Annotated in this window: 17 protein-coding genes and 4 tRNA genes; 18 read left to right on the plus strand and 3 right to left on the minus strand. The window is 60.8% G+C overall.

Translation table 11 applies throughout. The features are described from left to right. Positions 1-61: 61 nt before the first annotated feature. The 12 genes from gltX to PseuLF5_RS11615 all read left to right on the plus strand — a co-directional run bounded on the left by gltX (position 62) and on the right by PseuLF5_RS11615 (position 9,526). Positions 62-1,543 (plus strand): glutamate--tRNA ligase, encoded by a 1,482-nt coding sequence (gene gltX, locus PseuLF5_RS11560; protein WP_123463440.1) that lies wholly within the window; start codon positions 62-64, stop codon positions 1,541-1,543. Between the two features lie 203 nt (positions 1,544-1,746). Then, positions 1,747-1,822 (plus strand) — tRNA-Ala (locus PseuLF5_RS11565). A 79-nt stretch (positions 1,823-1,901) separates the two neighbouring features. Beyond that, positions 1,902-1,977, plus strand: a tRNA-Glu gene (locus tag PseuLF5_RS11570). Positions 1,978-2,030: 53 nt separating this feature from the next. Beyond that, positions 2,031-2,106 (plus strand) — tRNA-Ala (locus PseuLF5_RS11575). Between the two features lie 78 nt (positions 2,107-2,184). Then, a tRNA-Glu gene (locus PseuLF5_RS11580) sits at positions 2,185-2,260 on the plus strand. Between the two features lie 181 nt (positions 2,261-2,441). Next, positions 2,442-2,981, plus strand: coding sequence for a TetR/AcrR family transcriptional regulator (locus tag PseuLF5_RS11585; RefSeq protein ID WP_123463439.1), 540 nt, complete (start codon positions 2,442-2,444; stop codon positions 2,979-2,981). A gap of 30 nt (positions 2,982-3,011) precedes the next feature. Continuing rightward, on the plus strand, positions 3,012-3,845 hold the full coding sequence (locus PseuLF5_RS11590) for an alpha/beta fold hydrolase (protein WP_123463437.1): 834 nt from the start codon (positions 3,012-3,014) through the stop codon (positions 3,843-3,845). A gap of 46 nt (positions 3,846-3,891) precedes the next feature. Further along, the gene (locus tag PseuLF5_RS11595; RefSeq protein ID WP_016985250.1) at positions 3,892-4,341 is read left to right on the plus strand and encodes an acyl-CoA thioesterase; all 450 of its coding nucleotides are present in this window, start codon (positions 3,892-3,894) and stop codon (positions 4,339-4,341) included. Positions 4,342-4,427: 86 nt separating this feature from the next. Then, positions 4,428-5,387: a tRNA dihydrouridine synthase gene (locus PseuLF5_RS11600; protein ID WP_128613521.1), complete on the plus strand. Its 960-nt coding sequence runs from the start codon at positions 4,428-4,430 to the stop codon at positions 5,385-5,387. A 121-nt stretch (positions 5,388-5,508) separates the two neighbouring features. After that, a complete protein-coding gene (locus PseuLF5_RS11605) occupies positions 5,509-5,955 on the plus strand; it encodes an Hsp20 family protein (protein WP_123463433.1) in 447 nt (148 codons plus the stop codon). Positions 5,956-6,140: 185 nt separating this feature from the next. Continuing rightward, entirely contained in the window at positions 6,141-6,836 is a 696-nt protein-coding gene (locus PseuLF5_RS11610) for a DUF1266 domain-containing protein (RefSeq protein ID WP_123463431.1), read from the plus strand. Next, positions 6,833-9,526 carry a DUF805 domain-containing protein gene (locus tag PseuLF5_RS11615; protein ID WP_340133571.1) on the plus strand — a complete coding sequence of 898 codons (2,694 nt, stop codon included), beginning with the start codon at positions 6,833-6,835 and terminating at the stop codon, positions 9,524-9,526. Before PseuLF5_RS11610 ends, PseuLF5_RS11615 begins: the two co-directional genes overlap by 4 nt. Here PseuLF5_RS11615 and PseuLF5_RS11620 read toward each other — a convergent pair. The 3 genes from PseuLF5_RS11620 to PseuLF5_RS11630 form a co-directional block, all read right to left on the minus strand. Further along, a complete protein-coding gene (locus PseuLF5_RS11620; protein ID WP_340133572.1) occupies positions 9,523-11,214 on the minus strand; it encodes a molecular chaperone HscC in 1,692 nt (563 codons plus the stop codon). The genes PseuLF5_RS11615 and PseuLF5_RS11620 overlap by 4 nt on opposite strands. 95 nt (positions 11,215-11,309) lie before the next feature. Next, on the minus strand, positions 11,310-14,588 hold the full coding sequence (locus PseuLF5_RS11625; RefSeq protein WP_123463425.1) for a sensor domain-containing protein: 3,279 nt from the start codon (positions 14,586-14,588) through the stop codon (positions 11,310-11,312). A gap of 74 nt (positions 14,589-14,662) precedes the next feature. After that, positions 14,663-15,547 carry a LysR family transcriptional regulator gene (locus PseuLF5_RS11630; protein ID WP_340133573.1) on the minus strand — a complete coding sequence of 295 codons (885 nt, stop codon included), beginning with the start codon at positions 15,545-15,547 and terminating at the stop codon, positions 14,663-14,665. Positions 15,548-15,688: 141 nt separating this feature from the next. Between PseuLF5_RS11630 and leuC the strand changes: the two genes are divergently transcribed. The 6 genes from leuC (at position 15,689) to PseuLF5_RS11660 (ending at position 22,254) form a co-directional block, all read left to right on the plus strand. Beyond that, positions 15,689-17,107, plus strand: coding sequence for a 3-isopropylmalate dehydratase large subunit (gene leuC, locus PseuLF5_RS11635; protein ID WP_123463421.1), 1,419 nt, complete (start codon positions 15,689-15,691; stop codon positions 17,105-17,107). 13 nt (positions 17,108-17,120) lie between these two features. Continuing rightward, positions 17,121-17,765 (plus strand): 3-isopropylmalate dehydratase small subunit, encoded by a 645-nt coding sequence (gene leuD / locus PseuLF5_RS11640; protein ID WP_340133574.1) that lies wholly within the window; start codon positions 17,121-17,123, stop codon positions 17,763-17,765. 147 nt (positions 17,766-17,912) lie between these two features. Further along, complete coding sequence (locus tag PseuLF5_RS11645) at positions 17,913-18,680, plus strand: class I SAM-dependent methyltransferase (RefSeq protein WP_340133575.1); 768 nt, start codon at positions 17,913-17,915, stop codon at positions 18,678-18,680. A gap of 55 nt (positions 18,681-18,735) precedes the next feature. Continuing rightward, entirely contained in the window at positions 18,736-19,818 is a 1,083-nt protein-coding gene (gene leuB, locus PseuLF5_RS11650) for a 3-isopropylmalate dehydrogenase (protein ID WP_123463416.1), read from the plus strand. 66 nt (positions 19,819-19,884) lie between these two features. Continuing rightward, positions 19,885-20,997 carry an aspartate-semialdehyde dehydrogenase gene (gene asd / locus PseuLF5_RS11655; protein ID WP_064363920.1) on the plus strand — a complete coding sequence of 371 codons (1,113 nt, stop codon included), beginning with the start codon at positions 19,885-19,887 and terminating at the stop codon, positions 20,995-20,997. A 246-nt stretch (positions 20,998-21,243) separates the two neighbouring features. Next, a complete protein-coding gene (locus PseuLF5_RS11660; protein ID WP_123463414.1) occupies positions 21,244-22,254 on the plus strand; it encodes an aspartate-semialdehyde dehydrogenase in 1,011 nt (336 codons plus the stop codon). Positions 22,255-22,348 lie beyond the last annotated feature (94 nt).

The raw sequence follows: 22,348 nt of genomic DNA on the forward strand, positions 1-22,348 counted from the left end.
GTGTCGCCTGTTACCATTCGCCGCTTGATTGTTTTGCTTTTCATTCTTTTCGAGACATGCCATGACCACCGTCCGCACTCGCATCGCGCCATCGCCTACCGGGGACCCCCACGTAGGTACCGCTTACATCGCATTGTTCAACTACTGCTTTGCCAAGCAGCATGGCGGTGAGTTCATCCTGCGCATCGAAGACACCGACCAGTTGCGTTCGACCCGCGAGTCCGAACAGCAGATCTTCGACGCCCTGCGCTGGCTGGGTATCGACTGGAGCGAAGGCCCGGACGTTGGCGGCCCACACGGTCCGTACCGGCAGAGCGAGCGCGGCGATATCTATCAGAAGTATTGCCAGCAACTGGTCGACATGGGCCACGCGTTCCCGTGCTTCTGCACCGCTGAAGAACTGGACCAGATGCGCGCCGAGCAAATGGCGCGCGGCGAAACCCCGCGTTACGACGGCCGCGCGCTGCTGCTGTCCAAGGAAGAAGTCGCCGCCCGCCTGGCCGCTGGCGAACCCCACGTGATCCGCATGAAGGTGCCGAGCGAAGGCGTTTGCGTAGTGCCGGACATGCTCCGTGGTGATGTCGAGATCCCGTGGGATCGCATGGACATGCAAGTGCTGATGAAGACCGACGGCCTGCCGACGTACTTCCTCGCCAACGTGGTCGACGACCACCTGATGGGCATCACCCACGTGCTGCGTGGCGAAGAGTGGCTGCCGTCGGCGCCGAAACTGATTCTGCTGTACGAGTACTTCGGCTGGGAACAGCCGGAACTGTGCTACATGCCGCTGCTGCGTAACCCGGACAAGAGCAAGCTGTCCAAGCGCAAGAACCCGACCTCGGTGACGTTCTACGAGCGCATGGGCTTCATGCCGGAAGCGATGCTCAACTATCTGGGCCGCATGGGTTGGTCGATGCCGGACGAGCGTGAGAAGTTCTCGCTGCAGGAAATGGTCGACAACTTCGACCTCAAGCGCGTGTCCCTCGGCGGGCCGATCTTCGACATCGAGAAGCTGTCATGGCTCAACGGCCAGTGGCTGCGCGATCTGCCGGTGGAAGAATTCGCCGCACGCGTACAGAAATGGGCGTTCAACTCTGAGTACATGATGAAGATCGCGCCGCTGGTTCAGGGGCGTGTGGAAACCTTCAGTCAGGTTGCACCGCTGGGCGGGTTCTTCTTCGCCGGTGGCGTGAACCCTGATGCCAAGTTGTTCGAATCGAAAAAGCTTTCCGGTGATCAGGTTCGCCAGTTGATGCAGTTGATCCTGTGGAAACTCGAAAGCCTGCGTCAGTGGGAGAAGGACAACATCACCGCGACGATTCAGGCGGTGGTCGAATCCCTTGAGCTGAAACTGCGTGACGCGATGCCGCTGATGTTTGCCGCGATCACCGGGCAGGCGAGTTCGGTGTCGGTGCTCGATGCGATGGAAATCCTCGGTCCGGACCTGACCCGTTTCCGTCTGCGCCAAGCGATCGACCTGCTGGGCGGTGTGTCGAAGAAAGAAAACAAAGAGTGGGAAAAGCTGCTGGGCGCGATTGCTTAAGCACGTCTGACTCTGCAGGAACCGCCGAAGGCCGGGATCTTTTGATTCCGGCCTTCGGCGTTTTCCCCCCGGATTTTCGGGGGGAGGGCGGTAAGTGATTGTTATGCCGACAAAAAACTTTGAATTTTTTCAAAAATAAGTTTGACAGGCTTTCGATACGCCCTTAAGATTCGCCCCGTCCTCAGCGATGACATCAACGATGAGGGGCTATAGCTCAGCTGGGAGAGCGCTTGCATGGCATGCAAGAGGTCGACGGTTCGATCCCGTCTAGCTCCACCAATTTACACTTCGAAGCCTGGCCACACCGGCTTCGAAGCGATCAACACTCAGCGTTGATCAGTTGTATAGAAGGGTTTGCGTCCCCTTCGTCTAGTGGCCTAGGACACCGCCCTTTCACGGCGGTAACAGGGGTTCGAGTCCCCTAGGGGACGCCAGTTTTACAGAAGTGATGTTGCAAAACGTTGCTCCGCCGCGAGGCGAAAAATCCGGGGCTATAGCTCAGCTGGGAGAGCGCCTGCATGGCATGCAGGAGGTCAGCGGTTCGATCCCGCTTAGCTCCACCAATTTACAGTTCAAGGTCTGGCCACGCCGGCCTTGAATAGATCAGTTCTCAGCGCTGATCAGTTGTATAGAAGGTTTGTGTCCCCTTCGTCTAGTGGCCTAGGACACCGCCCTTTCACGGCGGTAACAGGGGTTCGAGTCCCCTAGGGGACGCCACGATTACCCGCTCTGCGGGATTTATAAGGGTCATTCAATTATTGAATGGCCCTTTTGTTTGTCTGGCGTTTGGCCAATTCTCCTTTTTCCTTACACTGTGCTTCAGACCAGCGGTCATAACCTTGACTTGCAGAATATTATTATGCGAATAATATTCTAGTCGTAATATTCGGAGGCAACGATGAACGATAAAAAAGCTCAAACCCGCGAACGCATCCTCAAGGCTGCCAGCGCCGCATTGATTCAGCGTGGCCCGGCAGACCCAAGCGTGGGCGAAGTGATGGGCGCGGCCGGCCTGACCGTCGGCGGCTTCTATGCGCACTTCGAAAGCAAGGACGCGATGATGCTCGAAGCGTTCAAGCAACTCCTGGGTCGCCGACGCGACCTGATTGCCGACATGGACGCCGACCTGACCGGGGAAGAGCGTCGCGCCTTGGTCGCGGCCTTCTATCTGTCGCGCAAGCATCGTGATTCCAGCGACGCGGCGTGCCCGATTCCAGCCTCCATCGGCGAACTGGGCCGTTTGCCGGAGTCGTTCCGCGTGGCACTGAACGAGCATCTGGAGTTGATGATTGCGCAGTTGGCGTCCAGCCCCGAGGACACCGACAAAGCCCTGGCCGACGTGGCCTTGATGGTGGGCGGGCTGGCGCTCGCAAGGGCCCTGGGGCCGGGAGATTTATCCGATCGATTGCTGCGCGCGGCCAAGTCGGCGGTGCGTTGACCTGAAGGCAATTCGCCTGAGGAGAGAACGATGAACACGTTGAAGTGGATTCGTGGCGTTAATGGCACCTTGGGCTGGATTGCACCGAAACGGGTAGCGAGCAAAATGCGCCTGGCGTTCATGACGCCACGCACGCTGCCTTTGCGTGATTGGGAATTGCCGCTGCTGGCCAATTCCGAACGAATCACTTTGCGCTTTGGTCTCTCAGCGTTGCGCTGGGGCCAAGGCCCGACCGTGCTGCTGATGCATGGCTGGGAAGGGCGGCCAACCCAGTTTGCCGCGCTGATCACGGCATTGGTCGAGGCCGGTTACACGGTTGTGGCCCTCGATGGTCCGGCCCACGGTCGTTCGCCGGGGCGAGAGGCCAATGTCGTGCTGTTCGCCCGTGCCATGCTCGAAGCCGCTGCCGAGCTGCCACCGTTGCAAGCGGTCATCGGCCACTCCATGGGCGGCGCCAGCGCGATGCTCGCCGTGCAATTGGGGTTGCGCACCGAAACCCTCGTCAGCATTGCCGCGCCGGCCCGAATTCTCGGCGTGTTACGCGGTTTCGCACGCTATGTCGGCTTGCCGCCCAGAGCGCGTTCCGCCTTTATCCGGCAGGTCGAGCAGGACGTCGGCATGCGCGCCGCCACTCTGGATGTCGCGCACTATCAACTGGATATGCCGGGGCTGATCGTGCATGCCGAGGACGACACCTTCGTTTCGGTCAAGGAATCGCAGCTGATTCACGAATCATGGTTCGACAGCCGTCTGCTGCGCCTGGAAAGCGGTGGCCACCAGCGCGTGCTGGCTGACCCTCGGGTGGTGGATGGCGTGTTATCACTGTTGGCCGGGCGCAGCCTTCAGGCGCGCCAATCGGCCTGAGCTCCGTTACACTGCCCCGGTTGAATCAATTGACCGGGAGTGGGGCATGGGTTGGGATCGGGCAACGCCGTTTACCATTGATCTGCAAGTCGGCGCCGAGGACATCGACGGGCTGGGCCACGCGAATAACGCGGTGTACGTGACCTGGCTGGAACGCTGTGCCTGGCGCCACTCGCAGCGTCTGGGGCTGGATCTGGTCGAGTACCGCCGGCTGGATCGGGCGATGGCCGTGGTGCGTCACGAGATCGATTATCTGGCCGCCGCTTATGAAGGCGATGAGCTGCAGTTGGCGACCTGGATCGTCGATTGGGATCAACGGCTGAAAATGACCCGGCATTTCCAGCTGAAACGCCCGAGCGATAACACCACTCTGCTGCGCGCGCAAACCACGTTCGTCTGCATCGAGCTGTCCACCGGCAAGCCCAAGCGCATGCCGGCGGAGTTTATCGAGGGCTACGGTCCCGCAATTCAGGCCTCAGAATCTGCGCAAATCTAATCTGTAGGAGTGAGTCTGCAGGGGATCTGCGGTTTTTCTCGTAATCCAGTAAACTGCCGCACGTTTTCTTCAAGTAGTGTTTCCCCATGCAAATTGCCCTGGCGCCCATGGAGGGGTTGGTCGACGACATCCTGCGCGACGTGCTGACCCGTGTTGGCGGCATCGACTGGTGCGTCACCGAATTCATTCGGATCAACGATCAGTTGCTCACACCGGCCTATTTCCACAAGTTCGGTCCGGAGTTGCTCAATGGTGCCCGTACCCGATCTGGTGTCCCGCTGCGCGTGCAGTTGCTCGGCTCTGACCCGGTATGCCTCGCGGAAAACGCGGCGCTGGCCTGCGAACTCGGTTCTGAAGTGATTGACCTCAACTTCGGCTGCCCGGCCAAGACCGTCAACAAATCCCGGGGCGGGGCGGTGCTGCTCAAGGAGCCGGAACTGCTCAATACCATTGTCGAGCACGTGCGCCGCGCCGTGCCGGCGCACATCCCGGTCACCGCCAAGATGCGTCTCGGCTTCGACAGCCCGGACGGCTCGCTGGTCTGTGCCACTGCGCTGGCCGAAGGCGGTGCCGAGCACATCGTGGTTCACGCCCGGACCAAAGTCGATGGCTACAAGCCGCCGGCACACTGGGAGTGGATTCCGCGGGTGCAGGATGTGGTCAAGGTGCCGGTGTTTGCCAACGGTGATATCTGGAGCGTCGAGGACTGGCGGCGTTGCCGCGAGATCAGTGGGGTCGAGGACATCATGCTCGGTCGAGGCCTGGTGTCGCGCCCGGATCTGGCCAGGCAAATCGCGGCTGCCCGTGCTGGCGAGGACGTGGTCGAGATGACCTGGGCCGAGCTGATGCCGCTGATCCAGGACTTCTGGCTGCAAGCCAAGGCGCAGATGACCGCGCGTCAGTCGCCGGGCCGTTTGAAGCAATGGCTGGCAATGCTGACACGCAATTATCCCGAGGCCACCGAGCTGTTTACCGTGCTCCGTCGCGAAACCGAGCCAGACCAGGTCTCGCGTTTGCTCGGCCTGCCGGTCGCCGAAGCGGCCTGAAAAAAATCTGCAAATACTCTCTTGAAATCATTTCAGCGGTCCCTATCTAAGGGGTACGCGATGCCGAATTCGGGTCGCGGAGACACAAAAACTTGCTGATTGTTTTCAGGAGATTTGAACCATGAGTACTGCATTTTCCCTCGCACCACTGTTCCGTTCCTCGGTGGGTTTCGACCGCTTCAACGACCTGTTCGAAACCGCGCTGCGCAACGAACCAGGCAGCAGCTACCCACCTTACAACGTCGAAAAGCACGGTGATGACCAATACCGCATCGTCGTGGCCGCAGCCGGTTTCCAGGAAGAAGACCTGGAGCTGCAAGTCGAGAAAGGTGTGCTGACCATCAGTGGCGGCAAGCGTGATGCCAACGAAGGCGTGACCTTCCTGCATCAGGGCATTGCCCAGCGAGCCTTCAAGCTGTCCTTCCGGCTGGCCGATCACATCGAGATCAAGGCCGCCGATCTGAGCAACGGTCTGTTGAGCATCGACCTGTTGCGGGTGATCCCGGAAGAAGCGAAGGCCAAGCGCATCCCGATCAACGGGGCGCAGAAGCCGGCTCTGCAACATTGATTCACTTGCAGACACAAAATGTCTGAGCAGGCGCTGAGCCGCTGAATGAAGGCCCCGATACGTCGGGGCCTTTTTTATGGGCGTAAGAAAAGCGTTGTGCGACTTTGCCGCCGACAACGGTTTCTCTACAATCCGCCGCAGTTTTGCCGACCCCACTCCCTGGCGGTCGGCCTGGAGCCTTTTTCATGGACGATATTCAGCAGCGTTGGCTGTGCGCCCTTTCTGCGCCGATGGCAGCGCTCAATACCGGCGCCGGGTATGCCGACCCCGCTTTCTGCGACGACCGATACATTGATCTGCGAGACAGCTGGGGGATCGATGATCGGCGGCAATTGTTCGAGATGCTCGAAGGGATGACCGATGACGGCCATGCCAGGCACCTCAGCGCGGCCTATATGGCCTGGCAGCGTTGTCTGCCGAGCGAATGGCAGGCCTTGCTTGCAGACCTGAGCCCCCGCCAACGTGTCCTGCATGAATTCGCCAGCCGTACATTCGGCAGCTGCGGTCCCGGGGGGATTTTGTCTTGGGATTATGGGCGCATGGGCTTCCTCTTGCGTTGCGCGGTGCGCAATCAGTGGATCGATCTGGTCGAGAGCAACTGGCTGCACAGTCGCCTGGCCATCAGGGCGCAATTTCACTACGGCAGCTGGATGGCATATTTCAATGGCTTTGTGGTGGGGCGGACTTTTTGGTGCTGCTTGAGCGCCAGCGATGACGAGCTCGCTGGCGCGCTGGACCGGCAAGGCAACAGCGCTCATAACCTGCGGATCAGTCGCGGTCTTGCGCAGAACATTCCGCACTTTCTGGCCGATTTGCCTTGGCACATGGACATTGATCCGCCGCCACGTCCGATATCGCTCAAGGAGTTCGACTGGTCATGAGTTGCTGGATCCGACTGGGCATCGAGCCTACGACTGACGAAACCCTGATTCGCAATGCCTACCGCGCACGCCTGCCGGCGCATCATCCGGAGACTGACCCGGAAGGCTTTCAGGCACTGCGCATGGCCTACGAAAACGCCCTGCGTCTGGCCCGTGCAGACGAGGAGGAATCCGAGCCAGAGCCCGAAGCAGCAGAGCCGACGGTCAAGGAGGTCCCGCAGACGTTCGTGGATTTCTGCGAACTGCTTGACGATCCTGCGCGACGCTTCAATTTCGCGGCGTGGCAGGCCTTTGTCCAGGCACTGGATGAACTGTCGCTGGATGCACTGGATGAACTCGGCTGGGGGCTGTACCACCGGATGGCCGACGCCGGTCCGTTGTCCTACCGTTGCGCAAACCTGTTGGCCAAGCGTATGGCCTGGGATCAACAGTTGCTGGATCTGGAGTTCAACGACGCCCAGCGGGTTGAAGCCTTTCTGCGGCGAATCGAGGGCCCCGACCCGTTCGACACGGATCTGATGAGCGCCTGGTCGGAGGCCGCGCAGACTGAATCGCTGTGGTACGCGCGGAGCCTGGACTTCATTTTCACCCAGCGCCCGCTCCATGAGTTCGCCGACTTCGCCAGTCAGCACACGTGCCTGCCGTTGCCGGATGATGCTGCGTTCATCAAACGTCTGCTGGTGCAGTTCACGCAGGCGGGCATCGGAGTGTCGACATTTTTGCAGTGCTGCGTCGAACAGCAACGTGCAGCGCCGGATGATGTGGACTGGTTGTACCTGTTGGCGTGTCAGAGCAGCTTGTTGGGGCGGGACGATCAGGCACTGCCTTGCTGGATCCGGCTCTGGAACGAACATCGTCATCCAATGGCGGAAAGTCGTCTGCTGGAATTGTGTGCCAAGCGCCAGCCGACCTTTCTGCCGCTGCTGATTCAGGCGTTCGATCGTCTGCAGGACTGTGCTGACTGGTCAGAGGATCTCGGGGATGAATGTCAGGTGTCTGGCAGCCCGTCGCAACGCCCGGAGACGCTGAATCGTTGGCTGGGTGTCGGGCGGCTGCAGCTGGAGAGTCTGGCCCAGAGTTTTGTCGACTGGCGCATGACGGGTGATGAGCTTCCATTGCTCGCACAATTGTTGGGTGAGAATGTCGACAGCCGATTGCTGCAGCTTTACCGGCACGCCTGGGCGTTGCATCGGGGCGACTCGCTGTTGCTGCAGCAGATTCTGGATGCACCGCTGCCGGTCGATGCGCTCGAAAGCCTGGTCTTGAGCGGCTTCAAATATCAGGCCGGGCAGCATCTGCGCTGGTTGAGCAGGGCACCGATTGCACAGGCGATGGACGCTTTCTGCGAGGCGGATTCGAACTCGCGGCAGTTGCCGGAGGTGCTGACACAAGGCGAGCCGCACAAGGTCTGTCGTTTGTGGCTGCGACGCTTGCGGCCTTACAGCAGCGCAGCGCTGGAGCGAATGGCCGAAGCGTTCAGACTGAGCGCTGTCAAAGATGACTGTGACTTGTCCGAACTCGATTTGCTTTTGCAGTTGAGTCGTCGCGCAATTGAGTTGCCGCCGGTCGGCCTGGGCGCAGCTGCATGGGAGTGGCATGCCCAGAGCCTGTTTTTGCTGGCGTTGCTGGAGCAGCCGGAACGCTGGTTGCAATTGATTGATGCGCGGTGCCTGGAGCGTCTGTCGTTCAACCCCGCTCATCCTCTGGCTCGGCTGCAGCCATTGTTGCAGCGTTTGCAGCGTGAGCAAGGCAGCTGCGACGGCTTACTGGGATGGCTGCAAGGCGATGACCCGGTTCACGGTTTGCTGGTGCAACAATTGTTCAGCGTACAACAGGCCCTCGACAGCGCCAGGTTGCCTGCCAATACCTTGCTTTACACTTGCGTCGAAAGCGACCGGGATGCCTGCGGCGACGATCTGCTGGGGTTGTTGATGTTCTGGGGCGTGCTCTATCACGACCCGAGCCTGAGCGCCGAGCAGCACCGGGCCTTATTGCAATCCATCGCGGCGGTCAGTTGTGAGGACGACTGGTTCGAAGGTTTTCGCGATGGATTGATCAAAGGCGAGCCGGTGTGGCCACCGCGCAAGGTATTGACGGATTTTGGCGTCGACAAACTACTGGCGTATGAGGCGCTCGATGCCCTCAAGGGCCTGATTCGTTATGGCGCTGCCGGTGTGCCGAAAACGCGAGTACTGCGCCAATTGCAGCAGGGCAAGGATGACGTGCAGAACAGCGTCGGCTTGCGGCTGGCGCTGTGTGCGTTGCTGTCCTGGTCGGAGCGTTTACTACTGGCCAACAGTGATATTCAACCGGTACCGGCAGGTGCGATCTGGCGCCTCGGGTCGCGACTGGGGCGCAAGGCTTTTATCGCTCAGGTCCTGGGGTGTTTGGTGATCGCACCGGTGGCGGGTCTGATCAGTGGCACCACGGCCGCTGGCATTCTTATCCTGTTGCTCGCTGTTCTGGTGTTGCTCGGCGCCATTCTGCGCCGCTTGCATGACATGGGTCGGGGCATTCCCACGTTGCTCATATTCATGGCGCTGTCACCGGTGCTGCCATTTTTGCCGTTGGTGCTGTTCGGCTTTCCAGGGGACAAGTTGCCCAACCGCTATGGCGTGCCGCCGGACAGCGGGGGTGGCGAAACACTGTCCGGCGGCCTGCAGGCCGCATTGCGCCGCCTCAATGGCTAGAGGCGCAGTTGGTCCAGCGCCTTGTTGAGCTCTGAGCGGTGGCTCGCGATCTCGGATGATTGCTGGCCACCGAGGACCGCGGTGAAGCTGTGCAGCCATTCGGCAATGCGTTCGCGTTGCGTTCCGAGGCTCTGCATCCATGCCCGTTCCAGACGGGCCAGCAAGGTGCGGTTGGGCAATGCGTCGCGTGGGTGGACCTTCAATGTGGACAGCCGGTTATGGCTGTCCCGGCGCGCCTGCTCATCCAGCCCTGTAGGACTGCGGTCGATACTGTGGCTGTGGCGATCACCGGTCTCGAGCAACGTGACGTCGACTTCGAGCAAACCATTGATGTCATAGCTGAAGCGTACATCCAGTTCCTGAATGTGATCGCAGGGCGTCAAGTCGACATCGAAAGCCTCAATCAGGATGTTGTCGCGTACCCACGGTCGTTCACCCTGATAGACAGCAATACGGATCTGTTCCTGACGGGGGTGGGTGGTGTGATAGCGCTCCACCCGTGACGTCGGGATGATGGTGTTGCGTTCGATAATCGGCGAAAAAGCGCCGTCGATGCCGTTGCCGCGCATGGTCGCGATGCCCAGCGTGTAAGGGCAGACATCGGTCAGAATCAGCTCTTCCACCGCGCCATCGCGCGCCTTGCACGCGGCTTGCGTGGCCGCCCCGAGCGCAACGATGGTGTCCGGGTCGAGATGCCGGTACGGCAGGCGCCCGAACAGCGTGGCGACCATTTGCTGCACCGCCGGCATCCGCGTGGCGCCACCGACCAATACCAGGCTGTCGAGATCGCGGGGTTTGAGCCGCGCATCGCGCAGGGCCTGTTCGATCGGTGCGCGCAGGCGGGCGAGTAGCGGCTCCCAGATCTTCACGGCAGCGGCTTCGTCCAGTGACCATTCGAACGTCGTGTCGCCGTGACGCCAGTTCAGCTGCTGTGTCCCTTCGCCGAGTTTGCACTTGAGTTGTTCCAGCGCATCGCCAAGGCTGGCCATGCCTTGCGCATCAACCATTGACGGGTTCAGTTGCCAGTTTTTCAGGCACGCCTGCAACAGCGCGGCGGTGAAGTCTTCGCCACCGAGGAAGTTGTCGCCGGTGGACGCATGCACTTCAATCAGCGGGAGCGCGTATTCCAGCACTGTGACGTCGAACGTACCGCCACCCAGATCGAAAATCAGTGTGCGTTCGAACTTTTGCTCGTGCAGCCCGTAGGCCATGGCGGCGGCGGTCGGTTCGTTGATCAGGCGCGTGACGGCAAGACCGGCCAGCTCGGCGGCGAACAGGGTGCGCTTGCGTTGCTCGTCGCTGAAGTACGCGGGCACGGAAATCACCGCTTCAGAGACCGGGTGGCCGAGGAAGGCCTCGGCGTCCTGCTTGAGTGAGCCGAGCACCAGCGCCGACAACTCTTCCGGACTGAAATGGCGGCTGCCGAGCTCGATCTGCCTGTCGCTGCCCATGAAGCGCTTGAAGGCAGCGGCCGTGCGGTCAGGGTGGGTGGTCAGGCGGGCGCGGGCGGCTTTGCCGACCAGAATGGTGTCATCTTCATCGAGGCTGACCACCGACGGGGTCAGCACGTCACCGAGGGCGTTGGGAATCAACCGGGCCTGACCGTCCTGCCAGACGGCGATCAGACTGTTGGTGGTGCCAAGGTCAATGCCCAGCAGGGCCGGGCGGGGGAGGGTTGCATCCTGCATGATCGTTCTCGAAACGGCGCAAAAAAACGCGACCCTACAGGTTGCCGCAAACCGTGGCAATCAGGGTTCTGTTGCAGCCTGCGCCGTTGCCTGCTTCAGGGCAGCAGCCCTTTCAGCGCCTCCAGCGCCATCGGCCGACTGTGCAGATAGCCTTGATACAAATGGCAACCCAGACCCTGCAGGAACGCCAGTTGCTCCGGAGTTTCCACGCCTTCGGCGATCACCTCCAGCTCCAGGCTGCGCGCCATGGCGACGATCGCGCGAATGATCTCGGCGTCGTTCGGGTCGGTGGTTGCATCGCGAATAAACGACTGATCGATTTTCAGCGTGTCCACCGGCAAGCGCTTGAGGTAGGTCAGCGACGAATAGCCGGTGCCGAAATCGTCCATGGCGAAGCTCACCCCGAGTTTTTTCAGGCGGCGCATCTTGCTGATGGTGTCTTCCAGATTCTGGATGACGATGCCTTCGGTGATCTCCAGTTTCAACAGCGAGCACGGCAGGCCATGACTGGACATGCTGTGTTCGATGCGTTCGACGAAATCGTTCTGGCGGAACTGTCGCGGGCTGATGTTCACGCACAGGCTGAAATTCAGCGGGTCGACCAGTTTCAGCGCGATCAGCTCTTTGAATGCGTCACAGGCTTCGTCGAGGATCCAGGTGCCGACTTCGAGAATCAGGCCGCTGTCCTCCAGCACTTTGATGAACTCGGTCGGCGATTGTGTACCCAGCTCCGGGTGGTGCCAGCGCACCAGCGCTTCAGCGCCGATGATGCGGTTGTCCCGGGCGTCGACCTGCGGCTGGAAGTGCACGTTGAATTCGCCGCGCGACAGCGCCAGGCGCAAGTCGGTCTCCATGCGCAACCGTTCGCTGGCGGCTTTCTGCATGGTGTTGTGATACATCTGCGTGGTGTTGCGCCCGGAATCCTTGGCCCGGTACAGCGCGATGTCGGCGCGTTTGAGCAAGTCGGTCGGGGTCGAACCGTGGTCGGGAATCAACGCCACGCCGATACTCGGCGTCACTTGCAGGCGCTGGCCGTCGAGGAACATCGGTTCCGACAGCAGTTCGCGGATGGTGTCGGCCAGTTCCCGCACCTGGGTGCTGACCTCGTTGCGTGTGCCCTCCAGACCACTGAGCAGCACCACGAACTCATCACCGCCCAGACGCGCGACGGTATCTTCCATGCGCACGCTGGCTTCGAGTCGCGCGGTGATGATCTTCAGCACCGTGTCGCCGACCGGGTGGCCGAGGGAATCGTTGATGTGCTTGAAGTGATCGAGGTCGAGAAAGAGCAGCGCGCCGCGCAGGTTGTGGCGTTTGAGCAGGGCAATCTGCTGGCTCAGGCGATCCATCAACAGAGCGCGGTTGGGCAGGTTGGTCAGCGGATCGTGATATGCCAGATGACGAATCTGGGCCTCGGCGTTTTTCAGCAAGCTGACGTCGCGGGCTGTCAGCAGCAGGCACGCGGTTTCATTCAGGGTGATCGGCTCGACTGAAACCTCGACGGTGAGCAACTCACCGCGCTTGTTGCGCCCGAGCATTTCCTGATGATGCACGCGGCCCTTGATCTGCAGCTCGGCGAGCAACGCCGAGCGCTGTTTCTCCTCGGCCCAGATGCCGACCTGATACACGGTCTTGCCCACCACTTCGTCCGCGCGATAGCCGGTCAGGCGGCAGAAACCGTCGTTGACCTCCAGATAACGCCCGGTGTCGCGCTCGGTGATGGTGATCGCGTCGGGGCTGGAGTGGAACGCCTTGGCGAATTTCTCTTCGCTGGCCTTGAGTGCGGCTTCCGAACGCTGTTGCTGGGTGATGTCGCGCAACGTGGTGACGATGCACGGCTGATCGCCAACGCTGATCTGCCGGCTGGAAATCACGCAGGTCAGCGACTGGCCGTCCTTGTGCTGGACGATGATCGCGACATTGCTCAGCCCCTGCTCGCGAATCACGCGCTCGATGCGCTGCAGGCTTTTCGCCGATGCGTCCCACAGGCCGATTTCTTCGGCGGTATGGCCGATCACGTCGGCGGCGCTCCAGCCGAAAGTCTGGGTAAAACTGTTATTGATTTCGATGAATTCGCCACTGTCCTGGCGGGTGACACAGATCGGGTCGGGACTGACCTGGAACAGCGTGGCGAATTTCTCTTCCGAGGCCACCAATCGCTGTTCGCGTTCGACCTGATCGGTGATGTCCAGCAACGTCCCGGCCATGCGCAGCGGCGCGCCGTTGTCGTCGCGGTAGAGGCGGGCGCGGCTTTCCAGATATCGCGAGCTGCCGTCCGGCAGTTGCACGCGATAAGTCAGTTGATAGTTGCCCGCCGGACCTTCGCGCAGGCTGCGATACGCATTGCGCATGCTGTCGCGCTCTTGGCCGGGCACGCCTTCGAAAAACTCGTCGAATGATTCATGGAACGGTTTTGGCTCCAGCCCGTGCAGCTGCGCGGCACGCGCCGAGCCGTAAAGCATGCCGCTGGGGATGTGCCAGTCCCAGGTACCCAGCTGCGCGGAATCCAGCGCCAGGTCGAGGCGTTCCTGACTGTCCTTCAGTGCCAGTTCGGCGGCTTTGCGCTCGGTGGTGTCGAGGAACGTGCTGAGCAGATAGGGCTGGCCTTCGAGTTCGACCTTTTGCGCACTGAGAATGCCGTCATGCACCTGACCGTTGCTGGCGCGAAACTGCACTTCCATGCTGATCAGTTCGCCCTTGGCCTTGGTTTTCTTCACCAGTTCGCCGCGTTGTTCAGGGTGCACCCACAGGCCCAGTTCCAGGGTGGTGCGGCCGATGGCGGTCTGCACCGGCCAGCCGAACAGGCTTTCGAAATACTGGTTGGCTTCACTGATCAGGCCGTCTTCCTGGCGCGTCAGCAACACCATGTTCGGGCACAGGTGAAAGAGTGTGGCGAAACGTTTCTCCGAGCTGCTCAAAGCCTGTTCGCGTTGACGCTGGTGGGTGATTTCGCGAATCACCCCGATCATTCGGGGGCGGCCGTGTTTGTCCGGCAGCAGGCTGCCACTGATCTCCAGCCAGTGCAGGCTGCCGTCCGGCCAGCGAATGCGGTGGTGCATCGCCTGTTCCAGTGGTGCGCCGGCAATCACCGCGTGGAAGGCGCGCACGGTTTTCGCGCGGTCTTCCGGAGGCAGCAGATCGAGGTATTCCAGATCTTCCGGCAGCGGTTGCCGCGGATCGAAGCCGAACAATGCCTGAGTGCCCCGCGACCAACTGATCTGGCCGCGCTCGATGTCCCAGTACCAGGCACCGAGCCGCGCGCCGTTGAGGGCAGCGAGCAATTGCGGCGCACTCTCCCAGCTCTGCTCGGAATGACGCGGGTCAATCGCTTGAATGCGCGGCATCGGCGGAATTCGGTCAACAGATTTCGGCATTGTTAACGGGCCTTGAGCTGATGTTGGCGTTAGGCACAGGGGCAGCGGCTCTCTCGGAGTAACATAAGTTGGCCTTAAGTCCCTGGCAGATCGACTTGAGCATCCAGCAAGGCCATAAAGGCTCTTGCTGCATTCGATAGCGTCCGTTCGGTGTGCAGGATATAGCCTAGCTGGCGACTGAGCTGTATGCCCGGCAAAGCGATGCTCGCCACCTGCTCATCGAGCATGGTGCGCGGCAAAACACTCCACGCCAGGCCGATCGAGACCATCATTTTGATGGTTTCCAGATAGTTGGTGCTCATGGCGATATTCGGCGTCAGTCCCTGGGCTTCGAACAAGCGTTGGACAATATGGTGAGTAAAGGTGTTGCCGCCGGGGAAAACCGCCGGATGACCGGCAATGTCGGCCAGGCTGACCGGGCCGTTGCCGATCAATGAATGCTCCGGTGCGACCACGAAATCCAGCGGGTCGTCCCACACCGGCGTGGCTTTGACCAGCGCGTGCGGTTCCGGCGCCAGGGTGATGACCGCTAGTTCTGCACGGCCATGGAGAATTTCTTCGTAGGCCACTTCCGAATCGAGGAACTGAATATCCAGCGCCACATGTGGGTAGCGACGAGTAAATTCCCGCAAAAGCGGCGGCAAACGGTGCAAACCGATGTGGTGACTGGTGGCCAGGGTCAGGCGCCCGCTGACTTCGCCGGTGAGGTTGGTCAGGGCGCGGCGGGTGTCGTCCAGCACGTTGAGAATCTGATAAGCCCGTGGCAGCAGGGCGCGGCCGGCCTCAGTCAGGCCTACTTCGCGGCCCAGGCGGTCGAACAGGCGCACCTTCAATTGCTGCTCCAGGCCGGCGATGCGTTTACTGATCGCCGGCTGCGTCAGATGCAGGCGTTCGCCGGCGCCAGAGAAGCTGCCCGTCTCGGCGATCGCGATAAAAGCATTGAGGTTGGCCAGATCCATGGTTCGTATTCCAGTTGGTTATCCAAAGCATAAAAAATATGAATTTGAGTTATTTAATGTAACCCCATAGGATCGGCCTCACAAGCCAAAGGGTTATTGATAAGCCCAGGGCATAGAAACAAGCTGATGAGGAACCGTCTGATGGCCGGCAAAACGCTCTACGACAAGCTCTGGGATTCGCATTTGGTCAAGCAGCGCGACGATGGCTCGGCGTTGATCTATATAGATCGTCACATCATCCACGAAGTGACTTCGCCACAAGCTTTCGAAGGCCTGCGTCTGGCCGGGCGCAAGCCTTGGCGCATTGATGCCAACATCGCGACCCCGGACCACAACGTACCGACGACCCCGGAACGCAAGGGCGGGATTGAAGCGATTGCCGACCAGGTCTCGCGTTTGCAGGTGCAGACCCTCGATGACAACTGTGATGAATACGGCATCGTCGAGTTCAAGATGAACGACGTGCGCCAAGGCATCGTCCACGTGATCAGCCCGGAGCAGGGCGCGACCTTGCCGGGCATGACCGTGGTCTGCGGCGATTCGCACACCTCGACCCACGGTGCGTTCGGCGCGCTGGCCCACGGCATCGGCACCTCCGAGGTTGAGCACGTGCTCGCCACCCAGTGCCTGGTCGCCAAGAAAATGAAGAACATGCTGGTCCGCGTCGAAGGGCAATTGCCGTTCGGCGTGACCGCCAAGGACATCGTCCTCGCGGTGATCGGCAAGATCGGCACCGCCGGCGGTAACGGCCATGCCATCGAATTTGCCGGCAGCGCGATCCGCGACCTGTCTGTCGAAGGCCGCATGACCATCTGCAACATGTCCATCGAAGCCGGCGCCCGTGTGGGCCTGGTGGCGGCGGATCAAAAGACCGTCGATTACGTGAAAGGTCGTCCCTTCGCCCCGAAAGGCGCCGAATGGGACATGGCGGTCGAAGCCTGGAAAGATCTGGTGTCCGATGCTGACGCCAAATTCGACACCGTGGTTGAGCTGGACGCCGCGCAAATCAAGCCGCAAGTCAGCTGGGGCACTTCGCCTGAGATGGTTTTGGCGGTTGACCAGAACGTGCCGGATCCTGCCAAGGAGATGGATCTGGTCAAGCGTGACTCGATCGTCCGCGCCTTGAAGTACATGGGGTTGAGCGCCAATCAGGCGATCACCGACATTCAACTGGATCGCGTATTCATCGGCTCCTGCACCAACTCGCGAATCGAAGATTTGCGCGCTGCTGCCGTGATTGCCAAGGGCCGCAAAGTGGCATCGACCATCAAGCAGGCGATCGTGGTGCCGGGCTCGGGTCTGGTGAAGGCCCAGGCTGAGGCCGAAGGTCTGGACAAGATTTTCCTCGAGGCCGGTTTCGAATGGCGCGAGCCGGGTTGCTCGATGTGCCTGGCAATGAACCCGGACCGTCTGGAATCCGGCGAGCATTGCGCCTCGACCTCCAACCGCAACTTCGAAGGCCGTCAGGGCGCCGGTGGTCGTACCCACCTCGTGAGCCCGGCCATGGCCGCTGCGGCGGCGGTGAACGGTCGTTTCATCGACGTTCGTGAATTGATCTGAAGGAGAGCGCAGCATGAAAGCTTTTACCCAGCACACTGGTCTTGTCGCGCCTCTGGATCGTGCCAACGTCGACACCGACCAGATCATCCCCAAGCAGTTTCTGAAGTCGATCAAGCGCACCGGTTTCGGGCCGAACCTGTTCGACGAGTGGCGTTACCTGGATGTCGGCCAGCCGTATCAGGACAACTCCAAGCGCCCATTGAACAAGGAGTTCGTGCTCAACGCCGAGCGTTATCAAGGCGCCAGCGTGTTGCTGGCCCGCGAGAACTTCGGTTGCGGCTCCAGCCGTGAACACGCGCCGTGGGCGCTGGAAGAATACGGTTTCCGCAGCATCATTGCGCCGAGCTACGCCGACATCTTCTTCAACAACAGTTTCAAGAACGGCTTGCTGCCGATCATCTTGAGCGACGCTGAAGTCGATGAATTGTTCAAGCAGGTGGAGGCTGAGCCGGGCTATCAATTGCAGATCGACCTGCAGGCGCAGACCGTAACCCGTCCGGACGGCAAGATTTACAACTTTGAGATCGACGCGTTTCGCAAGCATTGCCTGTTGAACGGTCTGGACGATATCGGTTTGACCTTGCAGGACGGCGATGCGATTGCGGCATTCGAAGCCAAGCATCGGGTTAGTCAGCCGTGGTTGTTCCGCGACGCATAAGCAAGTTTTGAATTGATGCAGTTCAGGCTGGCCTCTTCGCGAGCAAGCTCGCTCCCACAGGGGAATGCATTTCAAGTGTGGGAGCGAGCTTGCTCGCGAAGGCGTTAGTCCAGGCAATACAAGGCTAAAACCCAGAAGGATGTGACCATGACCAGCACCGCCCAACACTCTCAGGTCGTACAGAAGCAATTCGGTGAACAGGCCGCCGCCTACCTGAGCAGCGCCGTTCACGCGCAAGGCACCGAATTCGCGCTGCTACAGGCTGAGCTGGCGGGGCAGGGCGAGGCGCGGGTGCTGGATCTGGGGTGCGGCGCCGGTTATGTGAGTTTTCATGTGGCGCCACTGGTGAAAGAAGTGGTGGCCTACGACCTGTCGCAGCAGATGCTCGATGTGGTCGCCGCTGCGGCTGTGGATCGCGGTTTCGCCAACATTGCCACGGTCAACGGCGCCGCCGAGCGTCTGCCGTTTGCCGATGGCGAGTTCGACTTCGTGTTCAGCCGTTATTCGGCGCACCATTGGAGCGACCTCGGCGTGGCCCTGCGTGAAGTGCGTCGGGTACTGAAACCGGGCGGTGTGGCGGCATTCGTTGACGTGTTGTCACCGGGCAGCCCGTTGTTCGACACTTACCTGCAAAGCGTCGAAGTGCTGCGCGACACCAGCCATGTGCGCGATTATTCCGCCGGCGAGTGGTTGCGGCAGGTCAGCGAGGCGCGGCTGCATACCCGCAGCACCACCCGTCAGCGCCTGCGTCTGGAGTACAGCAGTTGGGTCGAGCGCATGCGCACACCCGACGTGATGCGCGCGGCGATCCGCCAGTTGCAGCAGTCGATGGGCAGTGAAGTACGCGAATATTTTGAGATTGATGCCGACGGCTCGTTCAGTACAGATGTGATTGTGCTGATCGCCGAGCGTTAAGAATTTTTCCGGGCGCGTCAGTTAGAGGCGCACCGACTGAAGACACGAGGAAAGCATGAGCAAGCAGATTCTGATTCTCCCAGGTGACGGTATTGGTCCGGAAATCATGGCCGAAGCGGTCAAGGTTCTGGAATTGGCCAACGACAAGTACAGCCTGGGCTTCGAGCTGAGCCATGACGTGATCGGTGGCGCCGCCATCGACCAGCACGGCGTGCCGCTGGCCGACGAAACCCTCGACCGTGCCCGTGCTGCCGACGCCGTGCTGCTGGGCGCGGTGGGTGGCCCGAAATGGGACACCATCGAGCGTGACATCCGCCCGGAGCGTGGTCTGCTGAAAATCCGTGCGCAACTGGGCCTGTTCGGCAACCTGCGTCCGGCGATTCTGTACCCGCAACTGGCCGACGCTTCGAGCCTGAAGCCGGAAATCGTTGCCGGTCTGGACATCCTGATCGTCCGTGAACTGACCGGCGGCATCTACTTCGGCGCGCCGCGTGGCACCCGTACCCTGGAAAACGGCGAGCGTCAGTCCTACGACACCCTGCCGTACAGCGAAAGCGAAATCCGCCGCATCGCCCGTGTCGGTTTCGACATGGCCATGGTGCGCGGCAAGAAACTGTGCTCGGTGGACAAGGCCAACGTACTGGCGTCCAGCCAACTGTGGCGCGAAGTGGTCGAGCAGGTCGCCAAGGATTACCCGGAAGTCGAACTGAGCCACATGTACGTCGACAACGCCGCCATGCAGCTGGTGCGCGCACCGAAGCAGTTCGACGTGATCGTCACCGACAACATGTTCGGCGACATCCTGTCCGACGAAGCGTCGATGCTCACCGGTTCGATCGGCATGCTGCCGTCGGCGTCGCTGGATTCGAACAACAAGGGTATGTACGAGCCTTGCCACGGTTCGGCCCCGGACATCGCCGGCAAAGGTATCGCCAACCCGCTGGCGACCATTCTGTCGGTGTCGATGATGCTGCGTTACAGCTTCAATCTGCATGACGCGGCCGATGCCATCGAGAAAGCCGTCAGCGTGGTGCTGGATCAAGGCCTGCGCACTGGCGACATCTATTCGGCCGGTTGCACCAAAGTCGGTACGCAGGAAATGGGCGACGCAGTAGTCGCCGCGCTGCGGAATCTGTAATCTCTCGGGCCCGCTGCGAAATTCAATACAAAGCAGCGGCCCACTTTTCAAGAAGGTGTAGTTGCGATGAAACGTGTAGGTCTGATCGGTTGGCGCGGGATGGTCGGTTCCGTGCTCATGCAGCGGATGCTGGAAGAGCAGGATTTCGATCTAATCGAGCCGGTGTTTTTCACCACTTCCAACGTCGGTGGCCAAGGCCCGTCCGTGGGCAAGGACATTGCTCCGCTCAAGGACGCTTACAGCATTGACGAGCTGAAGACCCTCGACGTGATCCTGACCTGCCAGGGCGGCGACTACACCAGCGAAGTGTTCCCGAAGCTGCGCGAAGCCGGCTGGCAGGGTTACTGGATCGACGCGGCCTCGAGCCTGCGCATGAACGATGACGCCGTGATCATTCTCGATCCGGTCAACCGCAAGGTCATCGACCAGCAACTGGACGCGGGCACCAAGAACTACATTGGCGGCAACTGCACCGTCAGTCTGATGCTGATGGGCCTGGGCGGTCTGTTCGAAGCCGGTCTGGTCGAGTGGATGAGCGCCATGACTTATCAGGCGGCCTCTGGGGCCGGCGCGCAGAACATGCGTGAACTGATCAAGCAGATGGGCGCAACCCACGCGGCGGTGGCCGATCAACTGGCCGATCCGGCCAGCGCGATCCTCGACATCGACCGTCGAGTGGCCGAAGCCATGCGCAGCGACGCGTACCCGACCGAAAACTTCGGCGTACCGCTGGCCGGTAGCCTGATCCCGTGGATCGACAAGGAACTGCCGAACGGCCAGAGCCGCGAAGAGTGGAAGGCCCAGGCCGAGACCAACAAGATCCTCGGCCGCTTCAAGAGCCCGATCCCGGTCGATGGCATCTGCGTGCGCATCGGCGCCATGCGTTGCCACAGCCAGGCGCTGACCATCAAGCTGAACAAAGACGTGCCGATCGCCGACATCGAAGGGCTGATCAGCCAGCACAACCCTTGGGTCAAACTGGTGCCGAACCAGCGCGAGATCAGCATGCAGGAGCTGAGCCCGACCAAGGTCACCGGCACCCTGAATGTGCCGGTGGGGCGTCTGCGCAAGCTGAACATGGGTTCGCAATTCGTCGGTGCCTTCACCGTCGGCGACCAGCTGCTGTGGGGCGCGGCCGAACCGCTGCGTCGCATGCTGCGGATCCTGCTGGAGCGTTGATCGCTTGAAGCAATGAAAGAACCCGTGCCTTGTGAGAGGTGCGGGTTTTTTTATACCTGAGGTTTCTCGGGTGTATGTTCTGTCGCCTTCGCGAGCAAGCTCGCTCCCACCTTGAAATGCATTCCCCTGTGGGAGCGAGCTTGCTCGCGAAGGGGCAGGCGCAGTCGCCACAAATCCTGCAGAAATTGCCTGTGCGCCAGTCACCCGGTAAAGTGCCGCTCCCCCCGTTTCGCCAGAGGTAGAACCATGACCCAGACCCTTGATATTGCCGTCGTCGGCGCCACCGGTACTGTCGGCGAAACCCTCGTACAGATTCTCGAAGAGCGCGACTTCCCGGTCGGCAACCTGCACTTGCTGGCCAGCAGCGAATCCGCTGGCAGCTCGGTGCTGTTCCGCAACAAGAACGTGCGCGTGCGTGAAGTCGACGAGTTCGATTTCAGCAAGGTCAAACTGGTGTTTTTCGCCGCCGGCCCGGCCATCTCCCTGAGCTACGTGGCACGCGCCCACGCGGCTGGTTGCTCGCTGATCGACCTGTCCGGCGCATTGCCGGCCGAGCAGGCGCCGCAAGTGGTGCCGGAAGCCAACGCCGAGGTGATCGCCGGCCTGAAAGCGCCGTTCCAGGTCAGCAGCCCAAGCCCGTCGGCGACGACGCTGGCCGTGGTGCTGGCGCCGCTGCTCGACCTGCTCGACCTGCAATACGTCAACGTCACCGCCAATCTGGCCGTTTCCGCGCAAGGTCGCGAAGCCGTCACCGAGCTGGCCCGGCAGACCGCTGAACTATTGAACATGCGTCCGCTGGAGCCGACTTTCTTCGACCGGCAAATGGCCTTCAACCTGCTGGCCCAGGTCGGCACGCCCGATGCTCAGGGCCATACGCTGCTGGAAAAACGTCTGGTGCGCGAGTTGCGTCAGGTGCTGGCGCAGCCTTTATTAAAGATTTCCGCAACTTGCGTTCAAGCCCCGGTGTTTTTTGGCGATAGCTATAGCGTGACCTTGCAGTCAGCGAGCGCGGTCGACCTGGAAAAGGTCAACGCGGCGCTGGAGGACGCACCGGGTATTGAGCTTGTCGAAGCCGGCGATTATCCGACCGCAGTGGGGGACGCGGTGGGGCAGGATGTTGTCTATGTCGGTCGCGTGCGTACTGGCGTCGATGACCCGGCGGAACTTAATCTGTGGCTGACGTCAGATAACGTACGCAAAGGGGCCGCCCTGAATGCTGTGCAGGTCGCTGAATTGTTGATAAAAGACCTGCTGTAAAAGATACTTGGCAACAATTTGTCGACTGATTCTAGGTGAGCGCTATGCTTGCCCGGAGCACTTGATAACGTGTCACCCTCCGGGACTTTCCGGG

Origin of the sequence: Pseudomonas sp. LF-5, from assembly GCF_037626295.1 — a bacterium.
Taxonomy (GTDB): domain Bacteria; phylum Pseudomonadota; class Gammaproteobacteria; order Pseudomonadales; family Pseudomonadaceae; genus Aquipseudomonas; species Aquipseudomonas monsensis.